Below are 25,498 nucleotides of genomic sequence, written 5' to 3' on the forward strand. Positions count from 1 at the left end.
TTCATGCTTAATAAAAAGGCAAAATCTGCACTGGGAAGAATCTCTGATGCATGGGAGCAATGGACAAAGAGTATTGTTCTTCCCGGCTTGGACGGATTAACGGCGTATGATTTATGGGTGATTTATTCCGGAGGTATTATTCACGGAACATTTTCTACCAGGGCCAGTGCTATTGCTTTTAGCTTTTTTATGGCGCTATTCCCATTTCTTATTTTTATACTGAATTTGATTCCTTATATCAATTTCATAGATGATTTTCAGTTGCAGTTTTTGGTGTTTATGGATTCGCTTTTACCACCCACCACATCTGAATTTTTTAATGATATTTTTCTTGATATCGCCAGCACGCCTCGAGGTGGATTGCTATCATTTGCGTTCATATTATCAATTTTTTTAATGACCAATGGTGTAAATGCAATATTCACGGGTTTTGAATTCTCATATCATACTAATGCCAATAGATCGATAATCAGGCAGTATGTAATAGCAGTAGGGGTCTCCATTATCATGGCATTGTTATTGTTAATTACAGTGATACTGGCTGTTTACCTAACATATGCGGTAGACGACCTTAGTGAGTTAGGCGTGTTTGGTGAAAATGGAATTTCGGCACAGCTGGTAAAATACATAGTATTCGTGTTGTTAATATATGTAGCAGTGGCAACTTTATATTATTTTGGCACAAAGGAAGGTAGGCAATCCAGATTTTTTTCAGTGGGAGCTTTATTTACCACTTTACTTATTTTGCTCACTACTTATTTGTTTGGTCTCTATATTGAAAATTTTTCGCAGTATAATGAGTTGTATGGATCTATTGGAGCGTTATTGGTACTAATGGTATATATTTGGCTCAATTCCAATATTTTATTGCTAGGATACGAATTAAATGCATCTTTAATTAAATTAAAGAGAAATTTTAAATAAATTAACCCAATTAAATTTAATAAATATGAAAAAAGCCTTATTTTTTATAGTTGCCTTAGTAGGTCTGGCAACTTCTTCTGCACAAACTAAAATGGCAGGAGTAACATTACCAAATACCGTTAATTTTGAAGGACAAAGTCTTTCCATAAATGGTGCTGGGGTAAGAGAGAAATTTTGGATGGATATGTATGCGGGTGCCCTTTATTTAGATGGGAAATCTGCCGATGCCAAAGGAATTATCAATGCAGATAAACCTATGGCTATTAAGCTTCATATTGTGTCCGGTCTTATTACAAGCCAAAAAATGATTGACGCGGTAAATGAAGGTTTTGAGAATTCCACCAACGGTAAAACTTCGGGAATCTCTAAGGAAATTACAACGTTTAAAAACTATTTCTCTGAGGAAATAAGTAAAAATGATGTTTTTGACATTGTATATATACCATCAAAGGGAGTGCTAGTATATAAAAATGGAAAGCAAAAAGGAACACTTCAAGGAATGGAATTTAAGAAAGCCTTATTTGGAATCTGGTTATCTGATAAACCGGCAGATAAGGATTTGAAGAAAGGGATGTTGGGGAAAAGCTAATAGCTTGAATGGTAAAAGAAATTTTTGAATTGAACTTAAAAATCAAAAAATGAAGGCGAAGAAACCGATTTTATATTTTTTAATGATCTTATTTATTTCCTTGAATACACAGGCGCAGTCGGTGATAGGGGAATGGAGAACTATCAACGAGGAAACTGGAAAGGCTAATTCCATTATCAAGATATATGAAGATAATGGTGAGATATGTGGAAAGGTAGTAAGAATATTAAAGGAAGAAGATAGGGATCGACGATGTACTAAATGTGAGGGAGATTTAAAAGATAAGCCTATTGAAGGGCTGGTTGTAATGCGAGGTTTAGAGAAAGATGGCCAAGAATATGTTAATGGAGAAGTTACCGACCCTAAATCAGGGAAAGTATATAAATGTAAAATCTGGCTAAATGAGAATAATCCTGATATTTTAAATATTAGAGGTTATATAGCTTTCTTTTACAGGACGCAGACCTGGGAAAGAGCAAAATAGTACGACAGTAATTTTTAGATAAAAAACCATTCTTTTAAAGAGTGGTTTTTTTATTTCCAGTGAAAAGAAGTTTAAATTTGTTACCCTCTTAAGCGCTATACATGAGTTTTTATATTAATGTCATCCTTCCCCTACCTTTAGAAAATCAGTTTACCTATGCTGTAGAACCCGAGGAAGCAGAATTTTTAAGGCCCGGGATGCGGGTAGCAGTTCCGTTTGGTAAAACCAAGATATATACAGGTATTGTCGCTAAAATCCATCAAGATTCACCACAGGTTTATGAAGCTAAACCTATAGAGCAGATATTAGATGAGTTGCCTGTGGTCACTATGTTTCAACTTGAGTTCTGGCAGTGGATATCTAAATATTATATGTGTGCAACTGGCGAAGTCTTAAAAGCTGCTTTGCCGGGAGCTTTTTTATTAGAGAGTGAAACACTTATCCAGCTATCGGGAGAAAAAGATATTTCAGAAGAAATTTTAACCGATCAGGAATATCTGATATACGAGGCACTTCAACGTCAATCATCTTTAAAAATCCACGAGGTAATACAGTTGCTGGATAAAAAAACGGTTCTGCCGGTTATTAACTCCATGGTTGCAAAAAATATTGTAGTTATAAATCAGGAAATATTTGAGCAGTACAAACCTAAATTGATTCGATATGTTCGCTTAAATAAGAAGTTTGATGCGGAAAAGGAGATGCATTCATTATTAGATGAGTTAAGCAGAGCTCCAAAGCAGCGGGACGTTATTCTGAGTTTATTTCAAATTCAGGCACAAAACAAAAAACCTATCCAGATAAAAGAGCTTTCATCGGCTAGTGGTGCTTCCGCAGCGATTATTAAAAGTTTGATCGCTAAAAATGTTTTAGAAGAATATCATTTAAAAACCGATAGGGTAAAATTTGAAATAGGAGAGACGGATCAATCCCTTATATTGAATGAATGGCAACAAGCCGCTTTCGAGGAGGTAAATTCAGGTTTCGCAAATAAAGAAATATGTCTCTTGCATGGGGTCACTTCTTCCGGTAAAACTGAGATTTATATTAAATTGATTGAGCAGGTAATTGCCCAAGGAAAACAGGTGTTATATTTATTACCTGAAATAGCCCTCACTTCTCAGTTAGTAGAAAGGTTGCAATCTTTTTTTGGGGAGCAGGTTTTAGTGTATCACAGTAAATATTCCGTTAATGAAAGAATGGAAGTTTATAAGCATGTGCTAAGTGGCGATACGAAAGCAAAGATCATTTTAGGAGCCCGATCTTCAATATTCCTTCCCTTTCAAGACCTTGGATTGATAGTAGTTGATGAAGAGCATGAGACCACCTTTAAACAATTTGATCCTGCGCCCAGGTACAACGCTCGAGATGCGTCTATTGTTCTGGCTAATATGCATAAAGCTAATGTGGTTATGGGGTCTGCTACACCCTCCTTAGAATCATATTTTAATGCTACGCACAATAAGTATAAGCTAATTTCTTTAAACAGAAGGTTTGGCAACGTACAGCTTCCCGATATAGAGATTGTGGATATAAAGGAAAAATATAAAAAGAAACGAATGACTGGTCATTTTTCTGATCGGTTGTTAGAAGAAATAAAAATCACGTTAGAAGAAGGAGAACAGGTGATTCTTTTTCAAAATAGAAGAGGATATTCCCCAATTTTAGAATGTCTTACCTGCGGGCATTCTCCTCAATGTCCGAATTGTGATGTGAGTTTAACATATCATAATAATAGCAATCAGTTGCGTTGCCATTACTGCGGTTATCATATTGCAATGCAGAAAAAATGTATGGCTTGTGATAGCTTGGAAATTACCACTAAAGGATTTGGAACCGAACAAATTGAAACCGAACTGAAAGCTCTATTGCCGGAAGCGAGGATTGGAAGAATGGATCTGGATACCACACGAGGGAAACACGGACATCAAAAGATAATTAGCGCTTTTGAACAAGAGAGTATTGATGTATTAGTGGGAACTCAAATGTTGAGTAAAGGATTAGACTTTCGTAAAGTAAGGTTGGTTGGTATTATGAATGCTGATAACTTATTGAACTTCCCAGATTTTAGGGCTCATGAAAGAAGTTTTCAGTTAATGTTGCAGGTAGCAGGAAGGGCAGGGCGTACTAAAGCTCGTGGAAAGGTGCTTGTTCAAACTTATAATCCGCATCATCAAATAGTGAAGCAGGTTTCAGAAAATAACTATTTTGAAATGTATAAGGAGCAGTTAGAGGAGCGCTATCAGTACAAATACCCGCCATATTACAAATTGATTAAATTCACTTTAAAAAGTAGGGATTATTCAAAAACCAACGAAGCGGCAGATTGGCTAGCGCAGGGATTGTCGACTATTTTCAAGCAGCATGTTCTAGGGCCTGAATTTCCGCCTGTAGCCCGTATTAGAAATGAATATTATAAAAATATACTTTTAAAGATTCCGCCAAATCAGTCTTTAGGGAAGACCAAGCAATATATCAATAAAGTATTAGGGAGTTTTAGATCTGTTGGGGTATGGAGAAGCGTAAGAGTAATTATAAATGTAGATCCTTACTAAACATTTATAGGAATTCTTAATTGAAGGGGTGAAATATAAAAAAAATGGGGGGAGTAGGGAAGTTTATTCCTGCATAGCGCTAAGCGCCTCAATAAGATTGGACTTCTTATGTCTGCTAAGAGGTAATTGCTGTTTGTCTATTTCGATATTCTTACTATTGTAGCGTTCTACCTTTTCCAGATTTACAATGTAAGATTTATGGATGCGTAAAAATTTATCCTGAGGTAATTGCTTTTCAAAAGACTTCATGGTTGCCAAAACTACAAAAGTGTCTTTTTCGGTTACGAATTTCACATAATCTCCCAAAGCTTCAATGTATTTTAATTTGTTTAAGAAGACCTTACGGTTTTTAAGATTGCTCTTTACAAAAATGAAATTCTCGTCTTCAACCGGCGCTCCGTTGGTCTTTAACTTGTGTAAATTGATCGCCTTATTGACTGCATTATTGAAACGCTCTTTATTTACAGGCTTCTGAATATAATCAACCGCATCATAATCGAAGGCCTTAAAAGCATATTTCGTTTTTCCGGTAACAAAAATAATTTGGGGTTTATTTGGAAGGTCATCTAACAGGTCGAAACCGGAAAGAATAGGCATTTCAATATCTAGAAAAATTAGATCCACTTCAGTATCTAATAGACCATTTTTAGTTTCAATGGCGTTATTGTACTGAGCTACTACCTTTAAATTGGCATGATCTTTTATTAGCTTTACAATAGATAAACGTTGTAAGCTAGAATCATCAACAACTGCACATTTGAGTAAAATTTCTTCCACATTAAAAAGGTTAAGTAAAGACAATATTACTCATTAAATTTTATTAATACAAGATAAAATGCAATTTCATAGGCTTAAAAACAGGTTTATCGCTCATTAAAGGCTTTGTAGATATTAAAAAATGTTTTACTTTTGCAGCCAAATTAATTTAAATCAATTTTTATGAATCATTATGAAACTGTTTTCATCTTGAATCCCGTTTTATCTGACGACCAGATAAAGGAAACAGTTAAGAAATACGAAGACTTTCTTGTTTCTAACGGTGCCAAGATGATATCAAAAGAAAACTGGGGGCTAAAAAAATTAGCTTATCCAATTCAGCACAAAAAGAGTGGTTTTTACCACCTATTCGAATTCACTGTTCCAGGTGAGGCTATCGAGCCATTGGAATTGGAATTTAGAAGAGATGAGCGAATGATGCGTTATTTAACTGTACGTTTAGATAAACATGCAATTGCTTGGGCCGAAAAGAGAAGAAATAGAAACAAAGAAAAAGCGTAGTTATGTCATCTATTGAACAACAAGCAAAAGGAAAGAAAGACGGAGAAATTAGATATTTAACTCCGTTAAATATTGAGACTAACAAAACTAAAAAGTATTGTAGATTTAAAAGATCTGGTATTAAATATATCGATTATAAAGATCCAGACTTTTTAATAGCTTTTGTAAACGAACAAGGTAAATTGTTACCAAGACGTTTAACTGGTACTTCATTAAAATATCAGCGTAAAGTGGCTGTTGCGGTTAAACGTGCACGTCACCTAGCATTAATGCCGTATGTTGGCGATTTATTAAAATAAGAAAGAGGCAATTATGGAATTGATACTTAAAAAAGACGTAGAAAATTTAGGATTTAAAGATGATATGGTAAACGTGAAAAACGGTTACGGTAGAAACTTTTTAATTCCTCAAGGTTTTGCTGAACTGGCAACCCCGTCTGCAAAGAAAGTTCTTGCTGAAACTTTAAAGCAACGTGCTTTTAAAGAGCAAAAGAATATAGATGAAGCTAAGAAACAAGCTGCTAAATTAAATGGTTTAGAGCTTAAACTTACTGCTAAAGCTGGTGGTGGAGACAAAATGTTTGGATCTATTACCAATGCAGATTTAGCTGATGCATTAGCAAAAGAAGGAGTAGAATTAGATAAGAAATTTATTGCCATTGCTGGTGGAAACATTAAGCGTTTAGGTCAATATGAAGCTACTTTGCGTTTTCACCGTGAAGTGATATCTACATTCACTTTTGATGTTGTAGCGGAAGCTTAATCAAAAAAGAATATTTTAGAACTGTTTAGGAATTACAATTAATTGTGATTTTTAAGCAGTTCTTTTTTTATTTAAATTTATCAAGTGTAGAGTTAACTATTAGGTTTTCTATACCGTAATACTTTAGAAGTCATTAAAATGAAATACAGTCGTCTAACTAAAGAGCAATTTGAAGAATTGCATCAGGAATTCATTAATTTTCTAGCCTCGCAGTCTATTACAGCAGCAGAGTGGGAGGAGATTAAAAAAGAACAGCCTAAGGTTGCTGAGGATGAATTGGATGTTTTTAGTGACTTGATTTGGGAAGGTGTGCTGGATAAAGTAAGTTTTCTGGAACATTTTTCTTCAAACCAAATGTACCTTTTCAATATAACTGAAGTTGAGATCAACTTGATCGCCGTAACTATTGAGAATGAAGGAATCGATATTACTACCAGAGATGGTTACAACTGGCTTCAGCAAAACCTTATGGCAGATACAGTAAATATGTACACTTCTTCAAAAGTGCTGAGTGGTGATAGAAATAAGGATATTTTCGCTCTTATACAGCAAGGTGCTGTAATTACCAAGGGAGATCTTTTTTCCTATTTTGATAAAGTAATCAACACCTAAAAAAAACAATAACTTCTTGTAGGCTTTAACTTGTTCGCTCTAAACAGTTATCATGCAAATTCGCTATTCGTAGCGTAAGGAATCTATTGGATCTTGTTTTGCAGCTTTGGAAGCAGGATAACTACCGGCAATTATTGCTACTAATATGGTGATTCCGGTTGCCCATAGCATCGCTTTCCATGGGGTTACAAAATCGAAATCGGCCGCTGCAGATACTCCCCATCCAATCAATATTCCTAAAATAATTCCTAGAATACCTCCAAACTGACCAATGATTAGGGTTTCCATAAAGAACTGAGTAGCTATTGTGCCTCTTTTTGCACCTAAGGCCTTACGTATTCCAATCTCTCGGGTCCGCTCGGTTACCGATACTAGCATAATGTTCATCAATGCTATAGAAGACCCAAAAATGGTAATTATAGATATTATCCAAGCGGCAATGTTCAAATAACTGGTAATAGAAAAAATTCTATTAATTAGATCGTCACTTTTCTCAATCCCGAAATTATTTTCTTCAATAGGATTCAATCCTCGAATGTTTCTAAAAGTGATGATAGCTTCGCTTTGTGCACCTTCCATCATTTCTTTATCTCCAACTCTTACACTTATTGCGTAATTAATATTGGGTTGTGTGAAGATTGAGCGAGCAAGTTCAACGGGAATCAAAACACGAAGATCCTGATTGTTACCAAATGTAGAACCTTTTGACTCCAAGATTCCAATTACTCTAAACTTAGCTCCTCTAACGCTGATTACTTTATCGATAGGATCGGTTCCCTTGAATATTCCCTCGGCAAAATCGGCTCCTAATACTGCAACATGGTTGTTATTCTGAATATCGAAATAATTAAAATCTCTCCCTTTTTCCAGATTTAAACCTGAGTTGGAAAGGTAAAATTCATTTACTCCTAATACCGAAACTTCAGGATCGGTCTTTTCATTTTCATATTTTACTTCCGCATTTCCTGTTCCTGTAAAGGAAATAGAAGTTTGAGTTTGCGGAAATTCATAATTGTCTTTAAACTCCTTTACCTCACGGTAATTGATAATTGGATTAACCTTTTCTACTTCGCCACCGCCTCTGCTTCTTGTGGCAAATTCGTATTGCTGTAAATTGAAGGTATTAGCACCCATAGACGCAAAATCACTACTAATAGTATTTTCTAAGGCGCTTACAGCACTTAGAATACCCACCAAAGCGGTTATTCCAATAGCAATAATTAAAACAGTGAGTATGGTTCTAAGAAGTTGACTTTTAATAGAATCGAAAGCAATTCTTATATTTTCCTTTAATAGTGAGAACATAGTTAGATAGTATCAAAACGCAGTAGTTAGACTACCAATTTACAGGAATGTTACTTAAAAATTGAAATTTGTTTGGGTTCGCACAAAAATTAAGATATTTGCAGCATCAAAAATGATAGGACCCAGAGAAATTTTTAGGGTGTTTTGTAGTTTTTGATGTTTTATAAATAGATACTTAGTTCAAGAAATATACATTATGGCACAAAAACCTTCCATCCCAAAGGGAACAAGGGATTTTTCTCCAATTGAAGTGGCAAAGCGCTCTTATATAATTAACACCATAAAATTTCAGTTTGTAAAATTCGGATTTCAGCCTATTGAAACTCCTAGTTTTGAAAACTCAGATACCTTGATGGGAAAATACGGGGAAGAAGGTGATAGGTTGATCTTTAAAATTCTTAATTCCGGAGATTTTTTGGCAAAAGCTGATAAAGACGCCTATAAGAATGAAGATAGCTTAAAGCTCACCTCCTCGATTAGTGAGAAAGCGCTACGCTACGATCTAACGGTTCCTTTTGCCAGATATGTGGTACAACATCAAAATGAATTGGAGTTTCCATTTAAGCGCTATCAAATTCAACCGGTGTGGAGAGCAGACCGTCCTCAAAAAGGAAGGTTTCGCGAATTCTTTCAGTGTGATGCTGATGTGGTGGGGAGTGATAGTTTATGGCAGGAAGTAGAATTTGTCCAATTGTACGATACAGTTTTCACAGCATTACAACTGGAAGGTGTTACAATAAAGATAAATAATCGAAAAATATTATCAGGTTTCGCTGAAGTTATTGGAGAACAGGATAAATTGATCGATTTTACGGTTGCCTTAGATAAACTCGATAAAATAGGGGAGCAGGGTGTAAAAGATGAAATGTTGCAGAAAGGAATATCTGAAGAGGCTTTGAAGAAAATCCAGCCTATCTTTGGAATGAAAGGTACTTTTAATGATAAGATAGCTATACTTCATACCATTTTGGAAACCTCTGAAATAGGAAAAAAGGGAATTGAAGAACTGCAGTTTATTCAAAAGGCTATTTCTGAAATGCCTTTAAAAACTGCAGTATTAGATCTGGATGTTACCTTAGCTCGAGGACTTAATTATTACACGGGTGCGATCTTTGAGGTTGCGGCTCCCAACACGGTAAAAATGGGCTCTATTGGTGGCGGAGGTCGATATGATGACCTTACGGGTATCTTCGGTTTAAAAAATATGAGTGGGGTTGGAATATCCTTTGGATTAGACAGGATCTATCTGGTGCTGGAAGAATTGGATCTTTTTCCAACCACTGTTAGTGCCGCAACTAAAGTATTGGTTATAAATTTTGGAGAAGATGAGGCAATGTATGGTTTAAAGGCTGTTCAAAAGCTCAGGGAAGCAGGAATAGCTGCAGAGTTATATCCTGATGCTGCAAAAATGAAAAAGCAGATGAATCATGCAAATAAGCGTAATATACCATTCGTTATACTTGCCGGTGCTGAAGAGATTAAAGCTGAAGTTTATGGTCTAAAAAATATGGTAAGTGGAAATCAGGAAAAACTTAGTTTGGAAGATCTAATTGATACTTTGAAATAATTAAAGTTGTCGATATTTACGAATGCTCGTATAATTCATATTATACGAGCATTTGTTTTTTTAACCCCCATATTCGCGTTGTACTTCCTCTAGTATTTCCATCATTCCATTCTCTCCAATAAAAATTAAGAAAATGATATTGGATATTAGGACAATTGCACTTAGCACCACTCCTATAATAGCTAATATTCTTCCGGTATTCACGTTTTGATACCCAATATAAAGTTCGGGACTTGCTAAATAGATCTCTTTAGCTTTTTTAGCCATTACTATTGCAAGAACACCGAATATTAAGCCGACTATTCCGTAACAACAACATCCTACAATAGATAAGATTCCAAATACTAGAATTAAAGTAGAGTTGGGTAGTTCTTGCCTTTGTATATTCATAGTGTGTTTTTAAAAGAATTTATATAGAATTAAATAGATCATACATTTTAAAGATATAACTAATAAAGATAATCGTTGCATTCAAAAGAATTAGACCGATCTTGAGAGTATAAGCATATTTAAATTTGATGAAAATATTGAATAATACTAAAAATAGTAGTGGGAGCAAGGTGTAGATCGCCGGAAACATATGATAGGCAGCTTCAAATTTACCTTCAAGCAATAAAAGAAGAGCTCTTTGTCCGCCACAGCCGTAACAGTCTATTCCAAATATTTCCTTATTTAAGCAGGGAAGTAAAAAATCTTCCATTAATAAAAGTATTTAATTTGAAATTATAACTTTTTTAGAAATAATACCTTCATCCTGGTTATATATTTTCAGGATGTAAATTCCGCTGCTAAAATTTGACGTAGAAATTTCAATATGTTTTTCGGTGATTTTTCTACTGGTTTCTTTGACTTTTCTTCCGGAACTGTCAAATATTTCTATAAAAACCTCTTTGTATTTTTCAGGAATATTTATCTCCAGCCTTTTTAATGGATTATTCTGGTAAATGGAAGGTTTGAGTATTGAATATATGGGGGTGACTTCCGGGATTTCCGGTGTTTGTGGTACGGGATCTGGAGTGGTTTCTTCTTCGGTTTCTATAATTTCTGTAATAGGTTTGTCTTTAAAACTGATCTTAAATCGATCGGCCACGTATGCTGCCTCTATTGTGATTGACACTTCTTCCTTTAGATTATAATAAGTGTCTGTATAGGAATCGACTAAATATAGAGGTTCACTAAAATTTTCGGTTTCAACAACCTTGAAACTAAGGTTAAGATTTGTTGTAGATTTTATAGCCAAAGGGATTAGGTCATCATGTAAATAGGGTCTAACCTCAATCAGGTAAGACTCATCATTTATCAACCATCCTGCATCGGTATCTAAATAGGATAAGTTCTTAGCATCCATTGCTCTGTCTGCATCTTTCGTGCTATTGTCGTTAAAGACCAATAATAACTGTCGGATATAGAGGTTTGTAAATTCAATATTCAAGCGAATAGAAGAGATATTTTCCTCCACATCTTTGTTGGAGAGTCGCTGTGTTTTAAACTGGGATGTTTCAGCATTCTCTTTTGTGAAAATTCGATACTCATTTTTAAAAGAAAATTCTCCTTCACTAGCTCCTATAACTATAAAACCTTGGGCAAGAGGGGTGAAGCGTCTTGCATAATAATCGCCTAGACCGCTTTCTGAAAGTGGATTCCCAAAGGCGTCATACTTGCTAAATACCGCGGGCACGTAACCACAATTTCCGCCCGCTGGCGAATAGGCTCCATAGCCGCCTTCATAATCTTTGATATAATGTGAAGCTACAGGGCGTGAATCCCAGAAATAGGCAATTCCCGTTAAGCTCTCGTTTTGCTGAAGAAATGCATTGAGGTCAATTGCAGAGGGATATGGGTTTCCTATCAGTTTGCCTTCATCTGCCTTAATTTTTAAAGTGATTATTCCATTATTGGGAATTCCTCGAAAATCATAGCGTTGTTTTCCTCCCGGATTATTCATGGTGCCATAGATGTTTACTTCAGTGTTAGTTCCAGAAACCCCTTTCATGGTGAAGCCTTCCCCCGGTAAAACATCAAAAATATTTCCTATGTATTTCCAATCACTGTAACTATTGCCCGTGTATTTATATATCCATTTGTTCGAAATGTTCAATGGATTTGCGGTTCCGTTATAACTATTTGTTATTTCTGCTTTTCTACTAAGGGTTTTGGAGAGCGGTTCAAAAAGTATATTCCCAAAATTAGAATTTGTTGAATTATTTTGAACTGGAATACCCCAATAATTATATGTGTATTCGGATGCCGTTCCTTCCTGAAATACCGAAATTTGGCCATTTCCGGAATTAACAGAGTTAGATCTTCCTTGTAACAGTTGAGCTTCATTTCTTAAAAAGATACTCGCTTTTGAACTCTCCTCATTATTTAGAGTCAGATCAATGTTCTTTTCTACAAATACTATTGTGCCTTCCGAATATATATAACTATCCTGATTTAAGTTAGGCATAATATACAATTGGGAAAAACAGATTAAAGGCAGAAAAAAAAATGCGATAGTGTATATTTGCTTCATATATTTATTGCTTACTTAAAATTAGCATATTGGAGGCGAATGAAATTATTCCATATGCAATTTTAAGTACTAAAAATCAGTTAATTATGATGAAAAAATATTCCCAATTAATTAATACACTGCTTATTCTGGTTGGAGGAATTATGTTAGTGTATTCTATTACGGTTGAAACCCCAGATAAGTATATTCAAATAGGTGGTTTTGTAGTGATAATGTTTGGTTTGTACAGAGCGACAAATTATTGGGTTGAAACTAAGGATGATCATATTGACGATAACGAACAACAAGATTTGTAATGGAGGGATTTACAGTTGGTGATAGAGTGGCAGTGCTGGATGATGCCTTAGAAGGCAAAGTGATCAAGGTTAACGGAGAAGCTATCTCTATAGAGACTACGGAAGGTTTTTTGTTAGATTTTCAGAGTTCTGAACTGGTCAAAATTGATAGCGATCAAAGTAGAATGCTAAATGCTGTAGATATTCCTCTTTCTAAGATATTAAAAGAAAAACAGCCCGTAAAGCGCTTAAAATCAACGCGAATAAAACCAAAGGAGAGAAGTGCTCCTCCTATGGAAGTAGATTTGCATATAGAAAAATTGGTTCGTTCTCATGGAAACATGAGTAACTATGATATTTTAAGTCTTCAAATAGAAACAGCTGTCAGACAAATAGAGTTTGCTATTAGTAAGCGTATTCCAAAAATCGTTTTCATACATGGAGTTGGTGAGGGCGTACTTAAGGCAGAACTCGATTTTATGCTAGGAAGGTATGATAATTTAAAATTCTATGACGCCGATTTCCAGAAGTATGGAGCGGGCGCCACAGAAGTTTATATTTTTCAGAATGCTTAATTGGTTTCTTCGCCTTCTGTAGGTTCCTCTTCTTCTAAAGGGTAGGTTACTTCCAAATTGTTAGATACAAAAGTGCCTAAAGTATAACTTTCAAAAGATATTTCTTCGGCGTCTCCTCCTTGATTCTTTAGTTTGAGATCCTGAATTCTAATTAAAGAACTAAAGCTCTTCTTAATTGTGTTAATAAGGCTTTCGGCTCCTTCATACTGGATACTGGCAGTTTTATCTAGGTAATATGGTTGGTCAGTTGTAGGGTTATAATTTGTGGCAGGGTTGGTATTTAACTCGGTTACTTCCCATCGGGTAATAACACCATCGTTGTCATCATCATCATCGAGGTAATCTGCTATACCGTCTTCATCACTATCTTTATAACCATCTGCATTAACTGGATCTGTTGCGAGTTTTTTAAGTTCTTCACTAGTAGGTACATTGTCTCCGTCATCATCAATATCTAAGTAATCAAAAATACCATCCCCATCAGTATCTTGTTCTGTAGCCATGCCTTCAAGAGTATTTAATATATCATCTCCATCAATATCATCGCTGGCTGTTTCTTGGGTTATAATAATCACTGTGCCTCCAACGCTTTTGTATTCCTGTTGCACACGAGGTGTGCTTGGAGGAATATTATTACAGAAGTAGTCTGTAGTTACAGCGTCATCAAAAGTTCTATAAACAAGTTTATTGTTTTCCCCCGAAAGAGAAAAGGTGATCTCACCAATCTCAGTTGAAATAAAACCTTCTTCTATTGTTGCAAGCTGATCAGTGCTTAGCGATATAGATTCAAAAATATTGTCATTTTTAATTTTATAGAAGACTTTATTCTCAGCATCTCCGCACACTTTCAAGTCTTGATCGTCAAAATCAAAAGAAGTGAAAATAATATCACCATCATCACAAGAAGTTAAAAAAAGCAAGAGTATTCCTAAGCAAAGGTAAGTGCGCATAAAAATTTGTTTTCAACAAAAATAAAGCTTTAGTAATTTATAGCAGAGCATACTTTAAATAATTTTATTTCTTTTATTTTTGTGCCCCATGAGAAAAGTATATTTAGACAGTGCAGCAACCACGCAAATGCGTGAGGAAGTTATAGATAAAATGGCCCAAGTAATGAGAGAAAACTACGGTAATCCCTCATCTACTCATAGTTATGGAAGGTCATCTAAATCGTTAGTTGAAAATGCTCGTAAAACTGTAGCGGGTTATTTAAATGTGTCTGCTTCAGAAATAGTGTTCACATCGGGTGGTACCGAGGCAGATAATTTAGCCTTGAATTCTGCCGTGCGTGACCTTGGGGTGAGAAGGATAATCACTTCAAAGATCGAACACCATGCGGTGCTTTACACAGTAGATCAATTAAAAGCCTGTTTTGATATTGCGGTAGATTATGTAAAGCTGGATAATTGTGGGAATGTTGATATTTCAGATCTCGAGCAACTCTTAAGTTCTTCAGAAGAAAAAACACTGGTTAGCCTGATGCACGTGAATAATGAGGTGGGAAATATTTTGAATATTGAAACTGTAGGGAAATTATGTAAGAGTAAAAATGCATTGTTTCATTGCGATACCGTGCAATCTATTGGTCATTTTAAAATGGATTTGTCTAATCTCCCAGTAGATTTTACAGCTGTGAGTGCGCACAAATTCCATGGCCCCAAAGGTGTAGGATTTGCTTTTGTACGTAAGAATAGCGGTTTGAAACCTCTTATTTTTGGAGGTGAGCAGGAGCGGGGTCATCGTGCTGGAACTGAAAGTGTTCATAATATCGTAGGTCTGGAAGAAGCGTTGAAGTTAGCACATGAGACAATGGATGAAGAGAGAGCGTATATATCTTCTCTTAAGAAATACTTCATCGAGAAATTAGAGACTGAGATTCCAGGAGTTAAATTTAATGGGAACTGCAAAGATTTTGAAAGTAGTACTTACACACTAATAAATGTATGTTTACCTGTTTCTCCTGAAAAGGCCTTAATGTTATTGTTTCAATTAGATCTTAAAGGTATTGCCTGTTCAAAAGGTAGTGCTTGCCAGAGTGGAAGTGATAAAGGCTCTCATGTTTTAAGTGCGTTTTTATCTGAAGAGGATATGAAAAAGCCGTCCCTTCGTTTTTCATTATCTAGATTTAATAGTACTGAAGATATAGATTATACCGTCGAAGTTTTAAAAGAATTTATAGAGAAATAATTTATCATAAATAACTGGTTTATAATTGAATAAAACAAGTTGTTTAAATTAAAAGTAAAAGCCTCCTGATAAGGAGGCTTTTGTGTTCTTGGGTTGAAGCAGTCCTACTTTCGGAAGAAAGTAGCCTCATATGTTTGACTATTACCCACATTGTCTGTTACAATTACTTTAAGATGATTTTCTGTTTCAGTTAAAGCTTCGTCGCTAAAACTATGGGTTAGCATATTCTTTTTGTATTCATATTCCATCAAGATAAATTTTCCGTTAACAGTTGCTCTATAGCTCTTAATCCCTGAAAGATCATCTGATATTTTTACTTGTAGCGTTTGGTTGTTGGAGATCCATTGCCCGTCTTTGAAATTTACAGGTGAAATTTTAGGAGCATTAATATCTGCTACTAAGGTGTAATCACCAAAAGATCGAGTGCCGGTGGTAAATCTATTTCCTTTTTTATAGGTTGAAGAATAGCTGGGCCTCCCTCTATAACCTAACTCTGCAATAAAAAGTTTCTCTCTGTCTTCAGCTTTATACTTGCTCACATCAAATCCAATAGTAATGTTGCTATGAATAGGAGTGTCGTCCTGATGAAAGTGTAGCGTGTCACCCTTAAAAGAAATGTCGAGGTACGTATCTTCGTAAAGACTATTTTTAGGAATATAGATATCTATTCCGTTTTGTTCTGTAGAAAAAGCTTCATCGGCTTTTACAAAATAATCAGTCTCCTGGATATTTTTTGAAACGGCAGTCTTAGGCTGTTTCCCTAAAATAGGAATTCGTATCACGCGTTCATTTCCGGCATAATCCAATACTTTGATGCTATATAAATAGGTTAAGCTATCCTGAACGCTTATATTTCCTTTGTTTAAGACATTTTCGTAGATGCTCAAAGGGTTGTTCTGTGGCACGAATAATTTAGTGATACGACTTTTTCTATTGCTGAAATACTCATAATCAATAAGCGAATTGATATATCGTGTTTCAGAAAATGAGAATTTATCCATATTTAATTGGAATATACGATCACCGTTAAGGTTAGCTTCAATTTTGTAAACTCCATTGTTATTGGGCGCTCCATCTAGCTTATCTACTGTAGAAATTCCAAATCCTATCTCGCCACATGCTTCCAGTTCTTGGGTTTTAAAAGAGCCGTCGCTAAGAGGGATTAATTTAATTTGTTGTCTTTCTGCTGAGCCGTTTACATGGGCATTTTCTCCCAGTGGATACACGAATAATGAATTAACTGTGGGGGCTTGAGTGTCCTTCAGGTTAATACCAAAGAGGTTTGGATTCATAGGGCGTTGCTGACCGTCCCTAATTTCAAAATGCAAATGAGGGCCGCCACTTCCTCCGGTGTTTCCACTGTAAGCTATAAGATCTCCTTTTTTAACTGCTAATTCACCTTCTTTAGGAAAAAGCTCTATCTCATAAGTTTCTTTAGCGTATTGTTGCTTTTTAAGATAAGCTTCTAGTTCGGGCGATAAACGCTGTAAATGTCCATAAACAGTGGTGTAGCCATTAGAGTGAAGTATGTATAATGCTTTTCCGTAGCCATAATGCTGAATGTTTATTCGGCTTATATGCCCATCGGCCGCCGCAAGAACCGGTAATCCTTCTCGTTGTTGGGTTTTAATATCCATTCCGCTATGGAAATGATTTGACCTGAGTTCACCAAAAGTTCCGGACAAAACCAGATCGATGTCCAATGGTTTTCTAAAATAGTCGGTAGGCACTTGAGGTTGGGCCTGTATAAGACTTGTAACTAAAACTAATAATAGCGGCAATAGCTTCTTCATAAAATCTTTTCAAATAATTGTTTTCGGGCTCTAAATATACTTAAAGTTTCAGGGATTATTCAAGCTTTATTGCGCCTTATATAAAGCGTATTTGAAAGGATTTTGAAAATAGATTTAAAAGTATTGGGAAATTTGAGGAGGTATGTTAACTTTGTAGGAATAAGTAGCACGTTGAGCTTTTATGAGTGATTTGACAGAAATAGTTGATAGCCTTGAAAATAGAATAAGCAAGTTGCTTCATAAGTATGAAGTTCTTAAGCAAACGCAACATTCAATTCAGGAAGAATTAACAGCTGTTAAAAAGGAAAACGAGCGGATTACCGAAGAATTAATAACTTCAGAAAACCGAGTTCAAACTCTAAAGGCCGCCAACGCGATGCTAGGCAGTAACGATTTCAAGAAGGAAACTAAGCTTAAAATAAACGGCTTGATACGAGATATTGATCAATGTATTGTTCAATTATCAGAATAAAAGAATAATGTCAGATACGCTTAAAATAAAAATATCGATTGCAGACAGGGTTTACCCTCTAACGATTCAGTCCCATCAGGAAGAAGGATTGCGTAAGGCTGCAAAGAAGATAGAAGCGATGATAAAGCAGTTTGAGCAAAGTTATGCCGTAAGGGATAAGCAAGATGTCTTGGCCATGTGTGCCTTGCAGTTTGCAGCCCAGACCGAGCAAAAAACCATAGATAATCAAAGCGAAGTGGAAATAGCTGAAGAGAAATTAAAGTCACTTAATGAACTTCTTCAAACTCACTTAGCTACATAAGTTCTTTTAAATAACACAAAAGGTTTACTGCCTGTATTAGTGATTTATTTTTGATAAACTCAACACGAATTCTTTAAAAAGGGTGAGTTTAAGTTGTAAAAGCGAGCCGTCTTTGAGCGGATACTTGATCAGCTTGTTAGCCCTATACTTATTTTAAGGAGTTTATACAAAACATGATCTAGTACAGGCTTTTTTTATATATACATTTAAACATATGGACATAAGTATAGTAATTATTGGAGTAGTAGTAGGCGTTGCAATAGGATTTGCAATAGCTAAATTTCTCGAGAAGAGTAATGCGTCAAAAATTGTTAAAGGAGCCAAGAAATCGGCGGCTGCAACAATTAGAGAAGCTAAGGTGGAGGCAGAGAGTATAAAGAAAGACAAGATACTTCAGGCTAAAGAAAAATTCATTGAACTTAAAACTGAGCATGAGAAAGTAATACTTAGCAGAGATAAGAAGATTGGAGATGCAGAGAAACGTATAAGAGACAAAGAATCTCAGCTTTCAAGTGAGCTTGCTAAAAGCAAGAATTTAAATAAAGATATTGAAGATAAGATCAAGGATTACGATCATAGAAACGACTATTTAGAAAAGAAACAAGAGGAAATAGATAAGTTGCTTGCCAGTAAAATTCAACAACTGGAAGTGATTTCAGGGCTTTCGGCTGAGGAAGCTAAGTCTCAACTTACAGAATCTTTGAAAGATAATGCGAAGGCAGATGCCATGGCCCTTATTCAGGATACTATTGAAGAAGCCAAGCTAACCGCTCAGCAAGAAGCTAAGAAGATCATCATTAACACCATTCAGCGCATCGGTACGGAAGAAGCGATTGAAAACTGTGTATCTGTCTTTAATCTGGAAAGCGATGATGTGAAGGGTAGAATTATTGGTAGAGAAGGAAGAAATATTCGAGCTATTGAAGCTGCAACAGGAGTAGAGATTATTGTTGATGATACCCCTGAGGCAATTATACTTTCTTGTTTCGATTCAGTAAGAAGAGAAGTAGCGCGTTTATCTTTACATAAACTGGTTACAGATGGAAGAATTCACCCGGCACGTATTGAAGAGGTGGTAAAGAAAACCCGCAAACAGATAGATGAAGAAATAATTGATATAGGTAAGCGTACAGTGATCGATCTTGGTATTCATGGTCTACATCCAGAATTAATTAAAACGGTTGGTAGAATGAAGTATAGATCGTCTTACGGTCAGAACTTACTGCATCACTCCAGAGAAGTAGCTAAACTATGTGGTGTAATGGCCGCAGAACTAGGATTGAATCCGAAGTTAGCGAAACGTGCCGGACTATTACATGATATAGGAAAAGTGCCGGATACGGAGACTGAAGTACCACACGCAATTTTAGGGATGCAGTGGGCTGAGAAATATGGTGAAAAACCGGAAGTATGTAATGCTATTGGAGCTCACCACGATGAAATAGAAATGAATTCTCTTTTATCACCTATAGTGCAGGTTTGTGATGCTATTAGTGGTGCAAGACCGGGAGCGAGAAGACAGGTGTTGGATTCGTATATCCAACGTTTGAAAGATCTTGAAGAGATAGCCTTCGGATTTGGTGGCGTGAAGAAAGCATATGCCATCCAGGCTGGTAGAGAATTACGAGTTATTGTAGAAAGTGAGAAAGTTACAGACGATAAGGCGGCAAATCTCTCTTTTGAGATCTCTCAAAAGATCCAAACAGATATGACATATCCCGGGCAAGTTAAGGTAACCGTTATACGTGAAACGCGTGCAGTGAATATTGCTAAATAATTTTTAAATTGTAGTAAATAAAAAATCCCGTCATTGACGGGATTTTTTATTTTAAGAAAGAAAGTTAATTACTCCTCATCATAAATATCCTTATAAGAATTTCCTTTTGTAACAAAGAACTTTCCTGTTACATATCTAAAGTTATCATCAAGTTCAGCGATTTTCTGAAGATCATCTTCATCTAGTTTTACACCGGTGCTTTCCAAATTTTCAATAATTCGAGTTTCATTGGTAGATTTTGGTATAACCGCTGTACCTCGTAATGTATCCCAATTAATTATTACCTGTGCCGGGGAAGCGCCGTGTTTTTTTGCTATGGTAGTAATTACTTTGTTTTCTAGTAAAGAAGGTTCATCCTTAGCTTTCATTTCATCAGATCTATCACCGCTTCCTAATGGAGAATAAGCAGTTAGATGAATATTGTTCTTACTACAGAATTCAATTAATTCATTTTGCTGAAGATAAGGATGCAGCTCCACCTGATTCATTTCAGGTATATCATCTGTCTTTTTGATGAGATCTTCCAATTTAGTTTGGCTAAAGTTAGAGACTCCTATATGTTTGGTAAGACCTTCCTTTTTTGCGTCAATCATCGCCTCCCATGTTTCTATAATGGGTACTTCTTCTAGTGAGAGATAATCATCATCATTTTCGGGAAAGGCTACACCAGGTTTAAAAGCTACCGGCCAGTGAATTAGATAGAGGTCTAAGTAATCCAGTTGTAGGTCTTTTAAGGTTTGTTTTAAAGCAGGGAGAACATCCTCTTTTTTATGAGAATTGTTCCATAACTTAGATGTAATCCAAAGTTCTTCACGTTTTACGATACCTTCTTTTAAAACTTCAGCAAGCGCTTCTCCAACTTCAGCCTCATTTCCGTAAGTGGCTGCACAATCGATGTGTCTGTATCCGTTTTGTATAGCTGTTTTTACAGCCTTGGCAACTTCTCCTTTGGCAGACTTCCAGGTTCCAAGACCAATAGCAGGCATTTCATCACCGTTTTTAAATTTCAAAGTTTTCATATATAATTTATTTTTGCATGAATTTACTATGCTTCTTATACATGAAAAAACTAAGCGCCGACTTTAGCACAAGTTTAATAATCTTTGCGTGGATGAAATTGAGATATTACTTGTTTTAAATGACTCTTATCTACGTGCATGTATATTTCGGTAGTTGTGATGCTTTCATGTCCTAACATCTGCTGAATTGCCCTTAAATCGGCTCCATTCTCTAGTAAATGAGTGGCAAACGAATGCCTAAAGGTGTGCGGACTTATATTCTTCTGTAAATTGGCTCTCTTTGCAAGATCTTTAACAATTGTAAAAATCATTGCTCTCGTTAACTTATTTCCGCGTCTATTTAAAAAGACAATATCAGTAGCTTCCTTTTTAATTGGTCCTTGCAGCCTGCTATTATTTATGTAATCGCTTATAATTTGCTGAGTAATGTCTCCAACGGGAACAAAACGATCTTTGCTACCTTTTCCGGTCACTTTAATAAAACCTTCATCAAAATATAAATCAGAAATCCTGAGATCTAACAGCTCCGACACACGGAGTCCGCAGCCGTATAAAGTTTCAAGAATAGCCTTATTGCGCTCGCCTTGTTCTTTTGATTGATCGACATTATCAATTAATTCGTCTATTTCTGTTAGCGAAAGCGTATCAGGTAATTTCCTTCCAATTTTGGGAGATTCGATCAATTCCATAGGATTATCTTCTCGATAGCCTTCAAAAATTAAGAAATTAAAAAATCCTTTTAAGCCTGAAATTATTCGAGATTGCGTTCTGGCATTCACCAATTTTGCAATTTCAAAAACAAAATATTGCAATATTTCGGGGGTGATTTTTGTGGGTGAGATTACTATATTGTTAGTGCCCAGGTGGTTAATAAGTTTCGAAACATCTAAAATGTAATTTGTAACAGAATTATCTGCGAGCCCCCGTTCTATAAGCAAGTAGTTTTTATAATCATTTAAAGATTGTTGCCACGTCATAGGTAAAGTTATTAACAATTTTAAGGAAACTAGTTTAGCAATACTTTAGGTTTGAGTAACATTTCCTTAACAAATGTAGGCTTAATTTTGCTCCCGAACTTAAAAACAAAAACAAATGAAAAAGTCAATTTTAGTAATAGCAATTGCTGCATTGGGATTCACCACTGCATCTGCTCAAGAGTCTGTAATGTTTGGTGTTAAAGGTGGGGTGAACTTCGCCGATATAACTGGAGATGATTTTGGTGATGCAGAATCTAGAACAAGTTTTAACCTAGGTTTGGTAGGAGAAATTCCTTTATCTAACAAAGTTTCTATCCAACCAGAGGTACTATATTCAGGACAAGGTTTTGATGTAGTGGAAAGAGATCAGGACAACGTTTTTGATACAGATGGTAATATTGAATATCAATTGGATTACATTCAGGTTCCTGTGTTAGCTAAATTTTATTTAGTTGATGGACTAAGTCTTCAAGCGGGACCATCATTTAACTTTAAAGTTAGTGAAGAGATCGATTACAAGCCATTAGAAGATGGCGGAGATGTAGATTTTGATGAGGCTGAAGATTTTGAATTTGGAGTTGCTTCAGGTTTAGAATACAAGTTTAACAATGGTTTCTTTATACAAGGACGTTACAACTATGGTTTTACCGATTTAATCAAAGACAGAGATATTCATAACTCTGTGTTTCAAGCTGGAATTGGATTCATGTTCTAATAAGAGCAATGTATTAATATTTAAAAAGCGAGGGCCATTGGTCTTCGCTTTTTTTATGTCTCAATTTTAATATCTTTAACTATTAGAAGGAGAAGTTTAGAAGGAATGCTTTTCTTAATCTTCAGAAAAATAACAAATATTAGCAAATGAAATTATTAATAATAAATGGTCCCAATCTTAATCTATTAGGAACGAGAGAACCAGACACGTATGGCAATGAAAGTTTTGAAGAGTATTTCTCTAAGCTTCAATTTAAGTTTAGAGATGCCGAACTTTCTTATGAGCAAAGTAATATAGAAGGAGAATTAATAGATGCTATCCAGAAAGCAGATGAGGATTTTGATGGGATTGTTTTGAATGCTGCGGCTTATACCCACACTTCTGTAGGAATAGGGGATGCTATTAAAGCTATTTCAACTCCGGTGGTTGAAGTGCACATTTCCAATACCTTTTCCCGGGAGAAATTCCGGCATAAGTCATATATCTCTCCCAATGCTGTAGGGATAATTATAGGTTTCGGTTTACAAAGCTATGATCTTGCAATTAGTAGTTTTATAAATAAGTAGAAGATGAAAAAGGCATATTTGAACTGGAGCAGCGGGAAGGACGCTGCTTTTTGCTTATATAAAATACAACAGGCAGGAGCTATTAAAATAGAGAAACTTCTAACTACGGTTAATTCTGAAGTAGATAGAGTTTCCATGCATGGCTTGAGAAGTGAATTGCTCAAGAGACAAGCTGAAAGTATAGGACTTCCATTACATATTATTGAGTTAAACGGAAACGTCTCTATGCAAACCTATTCTGAAATTATGAACTCTCAGGTTTTTAAGTTGAAGGAAAAGGGATTTACTCATAGTGTTTTTGGAGACATTTTTCTGGAAGACTTAAAAGAATACCGAGAACAACAATTGGCTGAAGTGGGAATTGAGGCCGTTTTTCCCTTGTGGAAAAAAGATACCCGTGTACTTTTAAAAGAATTTATTGAAGCGGGTTTTAAAGCAATAACGGTTTGCGTTAATTCAAAATATCTAGATAAGACGTTTTGCAGAAGGATAATTGACCAATCATTTTTAGAAGATTTGCCTGAAGGTGTTGATGCTTGCGGGGAAAATGGAGAATTCCATAGTTTTGTGTATGATGGTCCCAATTTTAAATACCCGATAAAATTTGAAGTAGGAGAGATGGTAGAAAGGAAATACGCCTCTAAAGATGAAGATGACTGCTTTACTGATAAGACCGAGGCTTGGGATACAGCTTTTTGGTTCTGTGACCTAATTCCTAAGTAACATCATTGAAACAAAAAAAAGCCCTGAATTTCAGGACTTTTAAATATTAAGTATTTATTCTTATTTATAAGTGTATCACCTCATCATAAGCAGCTGCAACAGCTTCCATAACCGCTTCACTCATAGTTGGGTGCGGGTGAATAGCTTTTAATACTTCATGCCCTGTAGTTTCAAGTTTACGACCTAAAACCGCTTCCGCGATCATATCGGTAACTCCGGCACCAATCATATGGCAACCTAACCATTCACCATACTTAGCATCAAAGATCACTTTCACAAACCCATCAGGAGTACCTGCGGCTTTCGCTTTTCCTGAAGCTGAAAATGGGAATTTTCCAATCTTCAATTCGTACCCTGCTTCCTTAGCTTGTTTTTCAGTCATACCAACTGAAGCAATTTCAGGTGTTGCATATGTACAGCCTGGGATATTTCCGTAATCGATTGGTTCTACATGCATTCCTGCAATTTTTTCAACACAAGTAATACCTTCTGCAGAAGCAACGTGTGCTAAGGCTGGCCCGGCTACAACATCACCAATTGCATAGATTCCTGAAACATTGGTCTTGTACCACTCATCAACCAGAATCTTATCTTTATCGGTTTTAATTCCTAAGTCTTCTAAACCTATATTTTCAATATTGGTCTTAATGCCTACGGCAGAAAGAACGATATCAGCCTCAAGGATCTCTTCTCCTTTTTTGGTCTTTACAGTAGCTTTTACTTTTTTACCTGAAGTGTCAAGACTCTCTACAGAAGAGTTCGTCATTACCTTAATTCCTGCTTTTTTGAAGCTTCTCTCAAATTGTTTAGAAACCTCTTCATCTTCTAATGGAACCAAATTCGGTAAGAACTCTACCACGGTAACCTCGGTTCCCATCGTATTGTAGAAATGTGCGAATTCTACACCAATTGCTCCAGAACCAACTACGATCATAGATTTTGGTTGCTCTTTTAAGGTCATTGCCTCGCGGTAACCAATTACTTTCTTACCATCTTGCTTTAAACTAGGTAATTCTCTTGAGCGAGCTCCTGTAGCAATAATGATATTATCTGCTTCGTAATCGGTAGTTTTATCATTCTTATCGGTAACTGCAATCTTTTTACCGGCTTTTAACTTCCCGTAACCTTCAATTACATCAATTTTATTTTTCTTCATTAGGAATTGAACACCTTTACTCATTCCATTTGCAACATCTCTACTTCTTTTTACAACTGCACTAAAATCTTTATCGGCATCTTTCAAAGTAAGACCATAGTCTTCAGCATGTTTTAGATAATCGAAAACCTGCGCACTTTTTAACAATGCTTTTGTTGGGATACAACCCCAGTTAAGACAAACACCACCAAGACTTTCTTTCTCGACGATGGCGGTTTTAAAACCTAATTGCGAAGCGCGGATTGCGGTAACATAACCTCCAGGTCCACTTCCTAAAACAATGATATCGTATTTACTCATATTCTGAATTTTTTGTAACAGTTTAAGAAGTTGCGAATTTAAGGAATTCTAGTCTAAACAAAAAGTTATTA

Annotated in this window: 28 protein-coding genes and 1 other RNA gene; 19 read left to right on the forward strand and 10 right to left on the reverse strand. The window is 35.8% G+C overall.

Annotated features, from left to right (window positions below; all coding sequences use genetic code 11):
• Positions 1-3: 3 nt before the first annotated feature.
• From L1I30_RS13960 to priA, 4 genes are all read left to right on the forward strand, one after another.
• Positions 4-924 carry a YihY/virulence factor BrkB family protein gene (locus L1I30_RS13960; protein ID WP_236134922.1) on the forward strand — a complete coding sequence of 307 codons (921 nt, stop codon included), beginning with the start codon at positions 4-6 and terminating at the stop codon, positions 922-924.
• Between the two features lie 25 nt (positions 925-949).
• Positions 950-1,513, forward strand: a complete 564-nt coding sequence (locus L1I30_RS13965; protein ID WP_236134923.1) for a chalcone isomerase family protein — start codon at positions 950-952, stop codon at positions 1,511-1,513.
• Positions 1,514-1,562: 49 nt separating this feature from the next.
• Complete coding sequence (locus L1I30_RS13970) at positions 1,563-1,997, forward strand: DUF2147 domain-containing protein (protein WP_236134924.1); 435 nt, start codon at positions 1,563-1,565, stop codon at positions 1,995-1,997.
• A gap of 101 nt (positions 1,998-2,098) precedes the next feature.
• Entirely contained in the window at positions 2,099-4,552 is a 2,454-nt protein-coding gene (priA, locus tag L1I30_RS13975) for a replication restart helicase PriA (RefSeq protein ID WP_236134925.1), read from the forward strand.
• A 63-nt stretch (positions 4,553-4,615) separates the two neighbouring features.
• Here the strand turns inward: priA and L1I30_RS13980 are convergent, their stop codons facing one another.
• The gene (locus L1I30_RS13980) at positions 4,616-5,329 is read right to left on the reverse strand and encodes a LytR/AlgR family response regulator transcription factor (RefSeq protein WP_236134926.1); all 714 of its coding nucleotides are present in this window, start codon (positions 5,327-5,329) and stop codon (positions 4,616-4,618) included.
• 162 nt (positions 5,330-5,491) lie between these two features.
• Between L1I30_RS13980 and rpsF the strand changes: the two genes are divergently transcribed.
• The 4 genes from rpsF (at position 5,492) to L1I30_RS14000 (ending at position 7,204) form a co-directional block, all read left to right on the forward strand.
• Positions 5,492-5,830: a 30S ribosomal protein S6 gene (rpsF, locus tag L1I30_RS13985; protein ID WP_236134927.1), complete on the forward strand. Its 339-nt coding sequence runs from the start codon at positions 5,492-5,494 to the stop codon at positions 5,828-5,830.
• A gap of 2 nt (positions 5,831-5,832) precedes the next feature.
• Positions 5,833-6,129 (forward strand): 30S ribosomal protein S18, encoded by a 297-nt coding sequence (rpsR, locus tag L1I30_RS13990; protein WP_236134928.1) that lies wholly within the window; start codon positions 5,833-5,835, stop codon positions 6,127-6,129.
• Positions 6,130-6,142: 13 nt separating this feature from the next.
• Positions 6,143-6,592: a 50S ribosomal protein L9 gene (gene rplI, locus L1I30_RS13995; RefSeq protein WP_236134929.1), complete on the forward strand. Its 450-nt coding sequence runs from the start codon at positions 6,143-6,145 to the stop codon at positions 6,590-6,592.
• 138 nt (positions 6,593-6,730) lie between these two features.
• The gene (locus L1I30_RS14000) at positions 6,731-7,204 is read left to right on the forward strand and encodes a DUF6495 family protein (RefSeq protein ID WP_236134930.1); all 474 of its coding nucleotides are present in this window, start codon (positions 6,731-6,733) and stop codon (positions 7,202-7,204) included.
• A 63-nt stretch (positions 7,205-7,267) separates the two neighbouring features.
• Here L1I30_RS14000 and L1I30_RS14005 read toward each other — a convergent pair whose 3' ends face one another.
• A complete protein-coding gene (locus tag L1I30_RS14005; protein ID WP_236134931.1) occupies positions 7,268-8,509 on the reverse strand; it encodes an ABC transporter permease in 1,242 nt (413 codons plus the stop codon).
• 196 nt (positions 8,510-8,705) lie between these two features.
• Between L1I30_RS14005 and hisS the strand changes: the two genes are divergently transcribed.
• Positions 8,706-10,076, forward strand: a complete 1,371-nt coding sequence (gene hisS / locus L1I30_RS14010) for a histidine--tRNA ligase (protein WP_236134932.1) — start codon at positions 8,706-8,708, stop codon at positions 10,074-10,076.
• Positions 10,077-10,136: 60 nt separating this feature from the next.
• On the opposite strand, the gene L1I30_RS14015 is transcribed toward hisS, so the two are convergent.
• The 3 genes from L1I30_RS14015 to L1I30_RS14025 are packed head-to-tail and all read right to left on the reverse strand — an operon-like array spanning position 10,137 to position 12,525.
• Positions 10,137-10,466 (reverse strand): CCC motif membrane protein, encoded by a 330-nt coding sequence (locus L1I30_RS14015; protein WP_236134933.1) that lies wholly within the window; start codon positions 10,464-10,466, stop codon positions 10,137-10,139.
• 19 nt (positions 10,467-10,485) lie between these two features.
• Complete coding sequence (locus tag L1I30_RS14020) at positions 10,486-10,776, reverse strand: DUF2752 domain-containing protein (RefSeq protein ID WP_236134934.1); 291 nt, start codon at positions 10,774-10,776, stop codon at positions 10,486-10,488.
• Between the two features lie 12 nt (positions 10,777-10,788).
• Positions 10,789-12,525 (reverse strand): DUF8693 domain-containing protein, encoded by a 1,737-nt coding sequence (locus L1I30_RS14025; RefSeq protein WP_236134935.1) that lies wholly within the window; start codon positions 12,523-12,525, stop codon positions 10,789-10,791.
• Between the two features lie 95 nt (positions 12,526-12,620).
• Here L1I30_RS14025 and L1I30_RS14030 point away from each other — a divergent pair, with 95 nt between their 5' ends.
• Positions 12,621-12,887, forward strand: coding sequence for a hypothetical protein (locus tag L1I30_RS14030; RefSeq protein ID WP_236134936.1), 267 nt, complete (start codon positions 12,621-12,623; stop codon positions 12,885-12,887).
• Positions 12,887-13,441 (forward strand): DUF8465 domain-containing protein, encoded by a 555-nt coding sequence (locus L1I30_RS14035; RefSeq protein WP_236134937.1) that lies wholly within the window; start codon positions 12,887-12,889, stop codon positions 13,439-13,441. Before L1I30_RS14030 ends, L1I30_RS14035 begins: the two co-directional genes overlap by 1 nt.
• Here the strand turns inward: L1I30_RS14035 and L1I30_RS14040 are convergent.
• On the reverse strand, positions 13,438-14,391 hold the full coding sequence (locus tag L1I30_RS14040; protein WP_236134938.1) for a hypothetical protein: 954 nt from the start codon (positions 14,389-14,391) through the stop codon (positions 13,438-13,440). The two genes, L1I30_RS14035 and L1I30_RS14040, sit on opposite strands and share 4 nt — an antisense overlap.
• A gap of 88 nt (positions 14,392-14,479) precedes the next feature.
• Here L1I30_RS14040 and L1I30_RS14045 point away from each other — a divergent pair, with 88 nt between their 5' ends.
• Positions 14,480-15,628: a cysteine desulfurase family protein gene (locus L1I30_RS14045; protein WP_236134939.1), complete on the forward strand. Its 1,149-nt coding sequence runs from the start codon at positions 14,480-14,482 to the stop codon at positions 15,626-15,628.
• A gap of 104 nt (positions 15,629-15,732) precedes the next feature.
• Here the strand turns inward: L1I30_RS14045 and L1I30_RS14050 are convergent, their stop codons facing one another.
• Positions 15,733-17,421, reverse strand: a complete 1,689-nt coding sequence (locus L1I30_RS14050; RefSeq protein ID WP_236134940.1) for a M23 family metallopeptidase — start codon at positions 17,419-17,421, stop codon at positions 15,733-15,735.
• A 181-nt stretch (positions 17,422-17,602) separates the two neighbouring features.
• Here L1I30_RS14050 and L1I30_RS14055 point away from each other — a divergent pair, with 181 nt between their 5' ends.
• The 4 genes from L1I30_RS14055 (at position 17,603) to rny (ending at position 19,971) form a co-directional block, all read left to right on the forward strand.
• Positions 17,603-17,893, forward strand: a complete 291-nt coding sequence (locus tag L1I30_RS14055) for a hypothetical protein (RefSeq protein WP_236134941.1) — start codon at positions 17,603-17,605, stop codon at positions 17,891-17,893.
• Between the two features lie 7 nt (positions 17,894-17,900).
• Positions 17,901-18,194 (forward strand): cell division protein ZapA, encoded by a 294-nt coding sequence (locus L1I30_RS14060; RefSeq protein WP_236134942.1) that lies wholly within the window; start codon positions 17,901-17,903, stop codon positions 18,192-18,194.
• Between the two features lie 57 nt (positions 18,195-18,251).
• Positions 18,252-18,358: non-coding RNA, 6S RNA (ssrS, locus tag L1I30_RS14065), on the forward strand.
• A 50-nt stretch (positions 18,359-18,408) separates the two neighbouring features.
• Entirely contained in the window at positions 18,409-19,971 is a 1,563-nt protein-coding gene (gene rny / locus L1I30_RS14070) for a ribonuclease Y (RefSeq protein ID WP_236134943.1), read from the forward strand.
• A gap of 68 nt (positions 19,972-20,039) precedes the next feature.
• On the opposite strand, the gene L1I30_RS14075 is transcribed toward rny, so the two are convergent.
• Positions 20,040-20,990, reverse strand: a complete 951-nt coding sequence (locus tag L1I30_RS14075; RefSeq protein ID WP_236134944.1) for an aldo/keto reductase — start codon at positions 20,988-20,990, stop codon at positions 20,040-20,042.
• A gap of 74 nt (positions 20,991-21,064) precedes the next feature.
• Positions 21,065-21,967: a site-specific tyrosine recombinase XerD gene (xerD, locus tag L1I30_RS14080; protein ID WP_236134945.1), complete on the reverse strand. Its 903-nt coding sequence runs from the start codon at positions 21,965-21,967 to the stop codon at positions 21,065-21,067.
• Between the two features lie 115 nt (positions 21,968-22,082).
• Here xerD and L1I30_RS14085 point away from each other — a divergent pair, with 115 nt between their 5' ends.
• From L1I30_RS14085 to L1I30_RS14095, 3 genes are all read left to right on the forward strand, one after another.
• A complete protein-coding gene (locus L1I30_RS14085) occupies positions 22,083-22,682 on the forward strand; it encodes a porin family protein (protein WP_236134946.1) in 600 nt (199 codons plus the stop codon).
• A gap of 146 nt (positions 22,683-22,828) precedes the next feature.
• Complete coding sequence (aroQ, locus tag L1I30_RS14090; RefSeq protein WP_236134947.1) at positions 22,829-23,248, forward strand: type II 3-dehydroquinate dehydratase; 420 nt, start codon at positions 22,829-22,831, stop codon at positions 23,246-23,248.
• Positions 23,249-23,251: 3 nt separating this feature from the next.
• Positions 23,252-23,971, forward strand: a complete 720-nt coding sequence (locus L1I30_RS14095; protein WP_236134948.1) for a Dph6-related ATP pyrophosphatase — start codon at positions 23,252-23,254, stop codon at positions 23,969-23,971.
• 64 nt (positions 23,972-24,035) lie between these two features.
• Here the strand turns inward: L1I30_RS14095 and lpdA are convergent, their stop codons facing one another.
• Positions 24,036-25,427, reverse strand: coding sequence for a dihydrolipoyl dehydrogenase (gene lpdA / locus L1I30_RS14100; protein WP_236134949.1), 1,392 nt, complete (start codon positions 25,425-25,427; stop codon positions 24,036-24,038).
• Between the last annotated feature and the right edge of the window lie 71 nt (positions 25,428-25,498).

The sequence above is a fragment of the Gillisia lutea genome (assembly GCF_021568705.1).
GTDB classification, from domain to species: domain Bacteria; phylum Bacteroidota; class Bacteroidia; order Flavobacteriales; family Flavobacteriaceae; genus Gillisia; species Gillisia lutea.